Origin of the sequence: Pragia fontium DSM 5563 = ATCC 49100 (genome assembly GCF_900112475.1) — a bacterium.
GTDB classification, from domain to species: Bacteria; Pseudomonadota; Gammaproteobacteria; order Enterobacterales; family Enterobacteriaceae; genus Pragia; species Pragia fontium.
The window spans coordinates 159276-171863 of sequence record NZ_FOLW01000008.1; the positions used below are offsets into that span (position 1 = coordinate 159276).

The window sequence follows — 12588 nt, forward strand, 5'->3', positions numbered from 1 at the left end:
GTCGTGTAGGAACGGATGATAAAGTTGTAGTCCCTGTCATTTACAGCATCAAAAAACATTCAAGCTCTTGTTTTAAAATAATTATCTCATTATAGACTTCAGAAACCCTAGCTGCGGTTAACGGTGCTTCCTGTTGTTCCAAGCGCTGACATTGACTAATTAACGACTTTGCCCCAATTAACTGCAATCCACCTCGAATGCGATGTAAAGTTTGACGAACTAATTCATCATCTATCTGGGCACTCTGCTGAGCGGCGGATAACGTGGCAATATCCTGAGATAACGTCTCTGTCAATAGCTGAATAAATTGCTGGCGAGTCTCCACATTACTTAATTCAATCAGTAATTCACTGGGATCAAAATGAGAAAAGGTAGGTTCTGGCTCCTGCGATAGCTCGCTCAATTTATCGGCCAGCGCATTCAGACTAATCGGTTTGAATAAGCAATCATTCATTCCAGACGCCAGACAACTGTCATGGATGGTTTTTTGGGCGTTCGCCGTTAAACCCCATATTGTCAGCGCCTTAGTTTTCTGCTTTTCTTCCAACTGACGGATATAGCGAGTCAGGGTATAACCATCCATCTCTGGCATAGAACAGTCGGTAATTAATAAATCAACCTTATGGGTTTTTAACATCGCCAGCGCATTATGGCCATTTACGGCGCACTCGACATGATGCCCTAAATATTGAAGCTGCTTCATCAGTAATAAACGGCTGGCTGGGTGATCTTCGGCAATAAGAATGTTCAGGCTGGCGACAGGTAATTTACTTTTTTCAGAAGCCTGGCTAACCAGACCGGTATTTGCTAAACGCGATAAATATAGAATAACGCTGACTTCCGTACCGATACCAATCTGACTGCTTAAAGTAATATCGCCCCCCATCATCTGTGCCAGACTTCGACAAATATACAGCCCTAATCCGGTTCCCTGATATGAACGCTCATCCCCTTGAACAAAAGGCTGAAATAATCGTGATTGGGTCTGTTCATCAATACCGCACCCCGTATCTTGAATCACAATATGCAGCTCAAGCTGTTCATGATTGCTATTGATTAAATGCGCCTGTAATACTATTCGCCCACGTTCAGTAAATTTAATGGCATTACTGAGTAAATTAGACAAGATTTGCTTAAAGCGCATAGGATCGATTAATACATTATCGATAATGTCAGCATCAATCTCTAACTGAAACTGCAACTCTTTCTGGCGAGCGACCCCTTCAAACATCATCGCAACGGATTCAATAAGCTGACGTATATTGGCCCGTTCAGGACGCAGCATAAATTTATCCGATTCTATTTTTGATATATCTAATATGTCGCCAATTAATGTTAATAGCGATAGCGCTGAATCATGAGCAATTCTGATCGAATCCCAATCGGCAGATTCATTGGTTTTTCGCCGTAATAACAGTTCAAGCATGCCGATAATCGCCCCTAACGGCGTACGAATCTCATGACTCATGGTGGCTAAAAATGTACTTTTTGCCCGGCTCGCCTTATCGGCAATCTCTTTGGCATGCTTAAGTTCAATAATCAGCTTTTCTCTTTCCGTGACATCAATCCAGCCACCGATATAACCCCAAACATCCCCGGAAGGTGATAAAAACAACTGGTTCCACTGATGGATAGTGTGAAGTTGATCATGCAGATTAACCTGCTTAGTAATAAAAACGGGCTCTTGAAAATTAACCGAAAGAGGAACCGACTTCATTCCATCTAATCCGTCCGGCAATAGCGTAAAGTCCTGCCCAATAGTCTGCTCTTTTGTCAAATTCAACTCGGTTAAGAAACGCTCGTTAACGTAAGTTAACCCTCCCTGATAATCCATAATATAAACAGGGAGAGGAATGGCATCTAACAACGTTTGTCGAATATGATTGCCCTCCCTTTTAATCGCATGATACTGGCGATAGACATAAACGATGACGATAAATAACAGTATGATTAAAATACCGTTAAGCACCGAAGATGCCAGATTAAATCTGGATGGGCTAACCGCAGAAGCCTCATTAATGGTGTTAAATAAATTGGTGTTGGTATACCAATTGCTGATAACCGCATGTAAATCTTCTGGTGGAATATTTAAAATCGCTTTGTCTAAAATAGTGACCAAAGGATAATTCTTTGGTGATACTGCCAAAACAAAACTGGCAGGATCGCGGTCAAGGCTAGCAATAATCTCCAGACTATCGGCATAAAATCGCGGCAACATAAAGTCAGCGCTAATGAGAGGCAGAACCATCATATCCACCTTCTCATCTTTTACCCAATCTAGCCCAATACGCAACGTTGAAGCCCGTATAATCCGACTCCCTGGATAGGCATCGGTTAAGTCATTATCTAACGGATAGCCATCCATAATGACAATAGTCTTAGGCACCGACTGTCGACTAAATCTATTCTTCTTCCCCACCAATACTCTGGAGTTAAGAAAAAATGATCGGGTTGCTAATAAATCATTAGGCAGTGCAGAATCTAAGGTGATGCCACCAATAACAATATTGCTGCCGGTTCGTGCGTACTCCAATGCTTTCTGCGATGATTGGAGTTTAGTTACCTTGAACTTTAGTCCGGTACGGATAGTGATTGCTGTCAGTATATCGGCAACTACGCCATGAAGTTTCCCTTTAGCATCAAAGAAATAGAGGGGAGGTATCTCTTCACCAATAACAACCTGCACCTCTTTGTTTTCATCTATCCACTTGCGCTCAAGTGAGGTAACAAACGGATGGCTATCGCTTAAAGATAAAGGAATGCCTCCATTCCAACGACGTTGAATATCCACCCGAATGTTTTCAGGAATAACGCTTAAGGTTTTATTAATAATATTGATTAGTTTTTTATTATCATTTATCGCTGCAAATGATAATCCGGGCAAATTAAAATCCAGTAATGGATACATCGTCAGATTATTCAAATTAGATTGATTAATCAGATATTGCACCGAATTCTCTTCACCAATAAAAATATCAACATGTTTAAAAGAGAGTTCCTCTAATGCCCTACGATCGGAATTAAAGGTAATAAAATTAGCATTAGGATAATATTGCCGAATTGCCTCTACGTTGGCATAGACAGGTGATAATACAACATTAACCTTTTCTCTATTTTCTCTGTCAGGATTTAAATTAACAACAATTGATGGCACATTAGTAATATAGGGACGACTTAATAGTAAGTTATACGTTTCTTTTTCGTCATAGCCTGCATTAATAATCAAATCAATTTTCCCACTATTTAAATCCGCTATCATATCTGCGTAATTTAAGTAATAGAAAATCTTTGGCTTAACGTTTAAATTCCAGGCTATTAACCCCAAATAGTCAGCACTGACACCGGTAAAATCCCGATGTTCAGTGGTAATATCATAAGGTGGGAAGTTATAAGCATAAACGCCGACCTTCATGATGCGTTTTTTATGTAACCAAGCCCATTCATCCGGCGTTAGCTCCATATCAAACAAAGTGATTTGCGTTCGTCCCAACAGGCTTAACTCACTAAAAGCCGCCGTGGAACCTTGAGGTTTATCATTTGCCAGAACAACCAGCGAATTGATAAATATCAATAATAACAAAACGATACGATGCAGCATTAGTACTATCCCTGATACTCATTTTCCATAATTTTTTTCAGTTCATTGAGATCTGTGGTATTGGTTTTTTCAAACAACCTAGACTTATAAGTACTAATGGTTTTATTGCTTAATAAAAGTAGGTCACCAATCTCTTTATTGGTTTTCCCTTCAATTAAATAGCGTAGTACGGCGATTTCACGATCGGACAGCTTCTCCATCATACTGATATTATTATGGTGAGAGGCATAGTAAATCAGTCGCTTTAAACAAAAGGACGGAAAACAGCTATAGCCATCAATAACCTGCTGGCAAATTTGGCCTATCTGCTTTAAGTCATAATCTTTACTAACAAATCCATCAGCTCCTGCACGTAAAGCACGTTCAGAATAAATCTCCGGATTTTGCCCGGTGAGAATAATCACCTTTATCTTTTCATTAAACTGTTTAATGCGGCTGAGAATTTCCATCCCATCCATAACCGCCAAAGAAATGTCAAGAACAACAATTTCAACATCATGATCTTTAATAAAGCTCATTGCTTTAATACCATCAGTAACTGACTGAACAGAAAAATCATGATTTGCTTCCAATACCGCTTTCAAGGCAAAACAAATCGCGGGATGGTCATCTACAATCAACACATTAACCATCGCAATCTCCATATTATGCGCTGTTTATAATAATAATGTTAATTGATGAAAAATAAATACTCAATAAGTAATTATTTATTTTACCCACCAGAAAAGACAAATAATGATAAATGAAATAAAAAGAGACTTTCAATGAAATAATGAAATCTAAATATCAAATTAAAGTAAAAAGCAACAAATTAAAAATGTTGCTTAGTTTTTTACCTATCATGGAAAAAGTGACATTAAACAATTTCAAATAGTGAACGATTAAGCCCTATATCGGGCATCTGGAAAAATGATATTTAATACATTGAGTTAGCTAACAGTTCTTTGCCAAAACAGGATCATGATAAGAATAATATGTTGCGGTTGAATATATAAAACCAAGTCAGCCAGTCGAAATTAACTCACATGAGAAGGCGAAATAATCAACCACCTAAACACTAGAAAAAGATATCTTTATTGATAACGGTAGGATGCAGGCGAGCTTGCCAATCATTTAACGTCACTCGGGTTAATCGAGCTATCCCCTGATAAAACGGATGTTCAGTCTTTTCCTCCAACAGCGCCACAAAACGATGGCTCCACGGTAGCAAATGTTCACCCAGTAACGTCCCGATTTGCTCCGGCTGATTCTCAGCTAACCATGCCGCCAACATCAACAATAAACCAATATGATCTTCCGGTTCACGATGTTGCTGTTGTACTTCAATCCCTAATGTTGACTGCCAGCGACGTAAATCAAGGGTAGAATCGCCAAAAATAACACTCTCACGATCTAAATAAACTGAGCCCCAAGGCGGTGCCGGTAACGAATCAGGGCCAATAAACAGACGCTGAAACTCTTCAGATAATAATGGGCGGCTTCCCTCGGCTAAACCTAAATTAATTAAAACCGCTGCCTGCTGAATATCAATCCTCGCTCCACAAGGCCACTCATCAACCCAGCCATCATGGTTCAACCATGCTAGCAAAGAAAGCACATCTTGCTGTTCAGGAGGATAATACAATAAAGCCCCCAACATCCGGCCAGTTAATGAAATATCATCAATATCTGCCAAACTCGGCATAGGAAGAGAACGCATAAATAACCTTTGTCTTATTTAGAGAAAAAAGCGTGCGGCAGCCTATTTGCTACCGCACACAATATCATTCGTTATCCACCAAAGGTAACGCCAACCGTCATATGTAAATTATAAAATACTGCCCGTCCAATAAGTTCACCGCAGACGACCAGAACAAATCCCAGCATCATAACTGCAGTTCCTGCCCGCTTTTCTGACAGCATAGGGACAATCCATAAGCTCAAGCCAGCAGCCACCATCACCAAACGTAGTGTCATTAACTGGCCATACTGTGGAACCAATACGGTGGCGGAGGTGACTGAACTGTGTAAACTCGCCAGTTCACTCCCCTGCATTAACCCTGAACAGGCACTGATGATTAACGCAATAACGCCGATCGCCGCCAGCCCTTTACCACGACAATCGCCGTCACTATTTTTCAGTATACTCCCCAGCAGTGAGCCACCAATCAACATTGTCAGGAAAAAATTCAGCGTGGTATAGCCGTTATCCCAAGTTGGTACCGTTTCTATTTGATAGACCCGACACATAGCGTAAACAAACGCCACACCGGCAATCATGGCAATAACCAGCCATACTTTACCCAAGGCTTTAGGCATCTTGCCCAGTATGGCAACTAACCAATAAATACCACCAATGGCAAAAAATATCGAACCAAAGGCAATCTCATTACTTAATCCTGATTCGCCAATACGATTCAACGAGTTAAATGCTCGGCTCATGGTGCCTAAATGCATTACCGAGGCCAAAAAGGCGATGCCCATCAGCACCCAGATAAAAAACATCCCCCGATGAATCGATTTCCTCTGGCGCTCATCGGTTTTACCGCATAATAACGCCAGCGCCAGTACAATGAATCCACCGACAGCACACTGCCCCAGTACGGTAAATAACATTAACGGCCATTCATGCCATCCCAGTTCCATATTAAACCTCCTTCGGATTGGATAAATGACCGGTAGTATCACCTACCGGGCGACTACAGGCGTTTGGTTTTAGAACAATATTCGGCTGAGTATATTTGGCTGCCGGGAGTGGTGCCACCGCCGCCAGATTGCCGTGTTTTGCCCGCAGTTCTTCAATTGGACCAAAATCCAAAGCTCGCAATGGACAAGACTCAACACAGATCGGTTTCTTGCCTTCATTAAGCACCCGCTCATGACAACCATCGCACTTGGTCATATGACCTTTAGCCGCATTATATTGCGGCGCACCATATGGGCAGGCCATATGGCAATAGCGACAGCCAATACACACTTCTTCATTAACCAGTACAAAGCCATCTTCCCGCTTATACATCGCTCCGCTTGGGCAGACTTTGACGCAGGCCGGATCGTCACAGTGATTACAGGCAATAGATAGATAGTAAGCAAATACGTTCTGATGCCACACATCACCGTCTTTCTGCCAGTCTCCGCCAGCATATTCGTAAATACGCCGAAAGCTAACGTCCGGCGTTAAATCTTTATAGTCCTTGCAGGCCAGTTCGCAGGTTTTGCAGCCCGTGCAACGACTTGAATCGATATAAAAACCATATTGCGTTGTCATTGATGGCTCCTTAAACTTTTGCGACTTCAACAAGGTTAGTGTGTTGCGGATTACCTTTCGCCAGAGGAGAAGGTCGTAACGTGGTTAGCACATTAATGCTACCGGCATGATCAACGCCTTTTGCATCGGGTGAATACCAAGCCCCCTCGCCCAATGCCACTACTCCGGGCATCATGCGGGGAGTAACTTTGGCATTAATTTGCGTTTCACCACGACCGTTATATATACGAATCATGTCACCGTTTTTGATACCGCGTTGTTGTGCATCGATTGGGTTCATCCAGATTTCCTGACGAGCCGCTGCTTTAAGGACATCAATATTGCCGTAGGTTGAGTGACAACGAGCTTTATAATGAAAACCGATTAACTGGAGAGGATACTGCTTCCTCAGCGGATCATCTGAACCCTCAAAAGTAGACACATGAATAGGTAGAGGTGAAATAACATCCCCTTTAGGCAGCTCCCAGCTTTTTGCCATGTCAGCCAAACGCTCAGAATAAATTTCAATTTTTCCTGATGGTGTATTCAATGGATTAGCAACAGGATCTTCCCGGAAGGATTGATAAGCAATGAAATGACCATTCGGATCTTTACGCTTATATACCCCCATTTGACGGAATTCTTCAAACGTTGGCAGTAGTGGATCTTTCTCACAGGATTGTTGATACAGATGACGTAACCATTCTTCCTGTGTACGCCCTTCAGTAAATTGCTGTTCAACGCCCATGCGTTTCGCAATCTCAGACGTCATTTCATAAATAGAGCGGCATTCAAACTGTGGTTCAATCGCTTTATCAGCAAAAATAACGTAGCCCATATTGCCGGATGAAGCATCCAGACAGAAGTCCATCTGCTCTGATGTCGTCAAATCTGGCAGCAAAATATCAGCACAGCGAGCGCTGGCGGTCATATGGTTTTCAATCACCACAATCATTTCACACTTGGTTTCATCTTCCAGAATTTTCAGCGTGCTGTTGATATCTGAATGCTGGTTAACCATGCTGTTACCGGCATAGTTCCAGATAAACTTAATCGGTTGTTTCAGCTTATCAGTGCCTCGTACCCCGTCACGCGTAGCAGTCATCTCTGCGCCGCGCATAATGGCATCGGTCCACAGGAAAAAAGAGATACTGTCTTTAACCGGGTTTTCTAAGGTTGGAAAACGAACAAATGGAATAGCATAAGAGCCTTCACGTGCTCCGGTATTACCGCCGCTGATCCCGATGTTACCGGTTAAGCAGGCTAAGGTGGCGATAGACCGAGCCACCATTTCACCATTAGCATGGCGCTGCGGCCCCCAGCCCTGACAAATATAGGTCGGTTTCGCCGTCCCGATTTCACGCGCTAATTTGATAATTCGCTCGGCAGGAATAGCGGTAATTTTTGCCGCCCATTCAGGGGTCTTAGCAATACCATCATCACCTTCACCCAAAATATAAGCTTTGTAGTGACCATTGCGCGGCGCACTTTCCGGTAGCGTTTTTTCATCAAAGCCAACGCAATATTTATCGAGGAATGGCTGGTCAATCAGGTTCTCAGTAATTAAGACGTAAGCCATACCGGCAACCAATGCCGCATCCGTTCCCGGCGTGATAGGAATCCACTCATCTTCTCGACCGGCAGCCGTATCGCAATAGCGGGGGTCAATAACGATCATTTTTGCATTGGAGCGTTCGCGTGCCTGCTCCAACAAATAGGTAATCCCACCGCCGCTCATCCGTGTTTCTGCCGGGTTATTACCAAACATCACCACCAGTTTGGTATTTTCAATATCAGAAATACTGTTACCGGAACCGCCACCGTAGGTATAGCTCAATCCCGTGGTAATTTGCGCCGTACTGTAAGTGTTATAGTGATTCAGATAACCACCACAGCAATTCATTAAGCGGGCAATCAGCGAGTTACCCGGTGGCCATGAACGGGTAACCGTTCCACCCAGCGTGCCGGTGGCGTATTGTAGATAAACCGCTTCGTTACCATAATCCTTAATGATGCGCTTTAGATTATTGGCGATTTCATCGTAGGCTTCTTCCCAAGTGATACGCTTAAATTTACCCTCACCGCGCTTGCCTACTCGTTTCATGGGGTATTTCAGGCGATCGGGATTGTATACCCGACGACGCATTGAACGACCGCGTAAACAGGCTCTAACCTGATGTAATTCCTGATAAACATCTTCACCAGTATTATCCGTTTCAACGTATTTAATTTCACCGTTACTTACATGCATTCTCAATGGGCATCGGCTACCGCAGTTCACGGTACAGGCGCTCCAAACCAGCTTTTCGTCGGTTGCAGCATTTTTTCCATTCATTTCTTCAGCATTAGCCGAACCAAAGGGTAAAGAAACACCACCGGCCACCGCGGCTAAACCACCCAGTGCGCTGGTTTGTACGAACTTACGTCGGCTTACTGGTATCAATACCGGGCTGTTCTGATCGTCAAGGCTCATAAGTCACCTATTGCTTTATCATTAAAGAGTCAATTGAGTTAAATTATTTTTATTAAAATTTTGTCATTAGAAAAAACAGGTAATAGGAAAGTGATTAGTGCCGGAAGCTATCAAGCCAGATAAATACATCGCGTTTATCTGAGAAGGAATAAGAGTCGTTGTTATTAATCTTTCCTAATTTAGATTAATCATATTACTTAATCACCGAGCCTGAATATTGCTCTCAATCAATGATAGAGGGATTAGTAATGCCTTTAGCATCAGCGTAATGCATGCGGATCAATAGATAACATCACAGCTACAAAATTGATTACGCACGCTAACAATTTGTGTTATTAGTCTATTAATAAAAGATAATGAGTACCGTTATCAAAATAAAAATATTTTAATATCAAATAAGAAATTGAATTCAATAAAATAACGATATTTTTTATATAGTAAATTTAGCGGCCAAAATTAAAAGGTACATGCTTAATATGCGGAAAATAAAAAGGCCCTGAAAATCAGGGCCTTTTTTAAACCAAAAATAAAATCAGTATGATTAACCGATATATTCTAAACCACCCATATATGGGCGCAGCACTTCCGGTACTTCAATACGACCATCGGCTTGCTGATAGTTTTCCAGAATCGCCACTAAAGTACGGCCAACCGCCAAACCAGAGCCATTCAAGGTATGAACCAACGTGGTTTTCTTGTCATTCTTACCGCGGAAACGAGCCTGCATACGGCGCGCCTGGAAATCCCACATGTTAGAACATGAAGAAATCTCGCGATAAGTATTTTGGGCAGGTACCCAAACTTCCAGGTCATATGTCTTGCTTGAGCCAAAGCCCATATCACCGGTACACAGTAAAACTTTACGGTACGGTAAACCCAGCAGTTGAAGCACTTTTTCCGCATGACCGGTCAGTTCTTCCAATACATTCATGGAATCTTCTGGACGAACAATTTGTACCAGCTCAACTTTATCAAACTGGTGCATACGGATAAGACCGCGAGTATCGCGACCGTATGAACCTGCTTCAGAACGGAAACATGGCGTATGAGCCGTCATTTTTAGCGGCAGAACATCTTCATCAAGAATCTCACCGCGCACCAAGTTGGTCACAGGGACTTCAGCCGTTGGAATTAAACCATAGTTGCTGGTTTCAGCCTCTTCAGACAGCGGTTGAGTATGAAACAGATCTTCGCCAAACTTAGGCAATTGACCGGTACCAAACAATGTCGCCTGATTAACCAGATAAGGGACATACATTTCAGTATACCCATGTTCGGTAGTATGCAGGTCTAACATAAATTGAGCCAGTGCACGGTGCATACGGGCAATCTGCCCTTTCATCACCACAAAACGTGCGCCGGTTAATTTCACCGCGGCGGCAAAATCCAAACCACCGTTGGTTTCACCCAACTCAACGTGATCGCGAACCGGGAAATCAAACTTACGCGGTTCTCCCCAACGACTCACTTCTAGATTATCGTTTTCATCTTTACCAAATGGTACTGACTCATCTGGAATATTGGGAATAATTGAAACTGAATCGTGAATCTCTGCCTGTAACTTCTCAAGATCGGCTTTCGCTGCATCCAGTTTTTCACCCAGCAGATTCACTTCACGACGCAGTGGTTCAATATCTTCACCGCGCGCTTTAGCATCACCGATGGACTTGGATCGAGCATTACGTTCAGCTTGTAGGGTTTCTGTTTCTACCTGTAAAACTTTACGGCGCTCTTCCTGCTTACGTAAAGTATCCACATCCAGTTTAAAGCCTCTGCGAGCCAGTTTTTCCGCCGTTGCGTCCAGCTCATTACGTAATAAATTCGGGTCCAGCATGCTAATCCTATGCCTATGTATTTTAATATTAATCAAGATTCATGCCCGCTGACTAACTGACAGCGCGACATACTGTTTTCGCTAATTACCTTACCGCAACCCAAAGGTTAACGGTAGCGTTTTATCGAGCTATTTTGATCCTGCTCAGCCAACCAGTTCAGCTTTTCAGCGATTTTGGTTTCCAGCCCACGCGGTTCAGGGAAATAATAGCGCTGACCGCTCATTTCAGCGGGAAAGTAGCTCTCACCGGCAGCGTATGCGTTAGGCTCATCATGAGCATAACGATATTCTGCCCCTAACCCCATCTCTTTCATCAATTTGGTTGGCGCATTACGCAGATGCTCAGGAACGTCAAAATCACCGCCGTGTTGCGCATCTTTCATCGCCGCCTTAAACGCGGTATAAACCGCATTACTTTTCGGTGCGCAGGCTAAATACACTATCGCCTGAGCAATCGCTCTTTCCCCTTCTGCCGGGCCAACGCGAGTAAAGCAGTCCCAAGCCGCAATAGCCACCTGCATACCGCGCGGATCGGCATTACCCACATCTTCAGATGCAATTGCCAATAAACGACGGGCGACATACAGTGGATCGCCTCCCGCACTGATAATTCGTGCATACCAGTAGAGTGCAGCGTCAGGTGCGGAACCGCGCACTGATTTATGCAGTGCGGAAATCAAATCATAGTAGCGGTCACCTTTGTTATCAAAGCGTGCGCTACGTTCGCCAGAGATCTCTTTCAATAGCTCAGGGGTTAATACTCGCTGACCATTGGCAGAAATCTCAGCCATATCCGCCATCATTTCTAAACTATTTAACGCGCGTCGCGCATCACCATTAACCAGTTCCGATAGCATGCGACGAGTTTCATCCGGCAACACGATATTCTGTTCACCGTAGCCACGCTCTTTATCCTGCATGGCCTGCAACAAGACTTGCTCAATATCTGGGCCATCTAACGATTTAAGCAGATAAACTCGGGCGCGGGATAACAGTGCCGAATTAAGTTCAAACGATGGATTTTCGGTGGTTGCGCCAATAAAAGTAATGGTGCCATCTTCAATATGCGGCAGAAAGGCATCCTGCTGGCTTTTATTAAAACGATGAACTTCATCCACAAACAGGATCGTTCTTCTGCCAGCATCGCGGTTATTGCGAGCACGCTCAATCGACTCTCGAATCTCTTTAATACCCGAGGTTACTGCTGAAATGCGTTCCACATCAGCATTACCATAATGACCAATAATTTCAGCTAACGTGGTTTTACCGGTGCCCGGCGGCCCCCAAAGAATCATTGAGTGTAAATGACCGGCCTCTATTGCTCGCGGTAATGGCTTACCCGCAGAGAGAAGATGGCGCTGACCAATATACTCAGCGAGCGTACGGGGGCGCATCCGCGCCGCCAACGGTTGAAATTCATTCTGAGAAAAATCGAGTGAAAGAGTGCTCACCATGCC

General features: G+C 43.3%; 8 protein-coding genes. All 8 read right to left on the reverse strand.

The window, feature by feature from the left end; genetic code table 11:
• Nucleotides 1–40: 40 nt before the first annotated feature.
• Nucleotides 41–3598 carry an ATP-binding protein gene (locus BMZ28_RS12675; RefSeq protein WP_074823643.1) on the reverse strand — a complete coding sequence of 1186 codons (3558 nt, stop codon included), beginning with the start codon at nt 3596–3598 and terminating at the stop codon, nt 41–43.
• Nucleotides 3599–3603: 5 nt separating this feature from the next.
• Nucleotides 3604–4230, reverse strand: coding sequence for a response regulator transcription factor (locus BMZ28_RS12680; RefSeq protein ID WP_047781363.1), 627 nt, complete (start codon nt 4228–4230; stop codon nt 3604–3606).
• 425 nt (nt 4231–4655) lie between these two features.
• Nucleotides 4656–5297: a Tat proofreading chaperone DmsD gene (gene dmsD, locus BMZ28_RS12685; RefSeq protein ID WP_248296107.1), complete on the reverse strand. Its 642-nt coding sequence runs from the start codon at nt 5295–5297 to the stop codon at nt 4656–4658.
• Between the two features lie 71 nt (nt 5298–5368).
• A complete protein-coding gene (locus tag BMZ28_RS12690) occupies nt 5369–6223 on the reverse strand; it encodes a DmsC/YnfH family molybdoenzyme membrane anchor subunit (protein ID WP_074823645.1) in 855 nt (284 codons plus the stop codon).
• Nucleotide 6224: 1 nt separating this feature from the next.
• Nucleotides 6225–6845, reverse strand: a complete 621-nt coding sequence (locus tag BMZ28_RS12695) for a DMSO/selenate family reductase complex B subunit (RefSeq protein WP_074823649.1) — start codon at nt 6843–6845, stop codon at nt 6225–6227.
• A 10-nt stretch (nt 6846–6855) separates the two neighbouring features.
• Nucleotides 6856–9297, reverse strand: a complete 2442-nt coding sequence (locus BMZ28_RS12700; protein WP_074823654.1) for a DmsA/YnfE/YnfF family dimethyl sulfoxide reductase — start codon at nt 9295–9297, stop codon at nt 6856–6858.
• Nucleotides 9298–9838: 541 nt separating this feature from the next.
• Nucleotides 9839–11131: a serine--tRNA ligase gene (serS, locus tag BMZ28_RS12705; protein WP_047781367.1), complete on the reverse strand. Its 1293-nt coding sequence runs from the start codon at nt 11129–11131 to the stop codon at nt 9839–9841.
• Between the two features lie 107 nt (nt 11132–11238).
• Complete coding sequence (locus tag BMZ28_RS12710; protein WP_126468267.1) at nt 11239–12582, reverse strand: replication-associated recombination protein A; 1344 nt, start codon at nt 12580–12582, stop codon at nt 11239–11241.
• Nucleotides 12583–12588 lie beyond the last annotated feature (6 nt).

Bases quoted from the DNA above. Each gene is read 5' to 3' on its own strand.
- serS (WP_047781367.1), bottom strand. From the start codon at position 11,131: ATGCTGGACCCGAATTTATTACGTAATGAGCTGGACGCAACGGCGGAA.
- BMZ28_RS12700 (WP_074823654.1), bottom strand. From the start codon at position 9,297: ATGAGCCTTGACGATCAGAACAGCCCGGTATTGATACCAGTAAGCCGA.
- BMZ28_RS12680 (WP_047781363.1), bottom strand. From the start codon at position 4,230: ATGGTTAATGTGTTGATTGTAGATGACCATCCCGCGATTTGTTTTGCC.
- BMZ28_RS12690 (WP_074823645.1), bottom strand. From the start codon at position 6,223: ATGGAACTGGGATGGCATGAATGGCCGTTAATGTTATTTACCGTACTG.
- BMZ28_RS12695 (WP_074823649.1), bottom strand. From the start codon at position 6,845: ATGACAACGCAATATGGTTTTTATATCGATTCAAGTCGTTGCACGGGC.
- BMZ28_RS12675 (WP_074823643.1), bottom strand. From the start codon at position 3,598: ATGCTGCATCGTATCGTTTTGTTATTATTGATATTTATCAATTCGCTG.
- dmsD (WP_248296107.1), bottom strand. From the start codon at position 5,297: ATGCGTTCTCTTCCTATGCCGAGTTTGGCAGATATTGATGATATTTCA.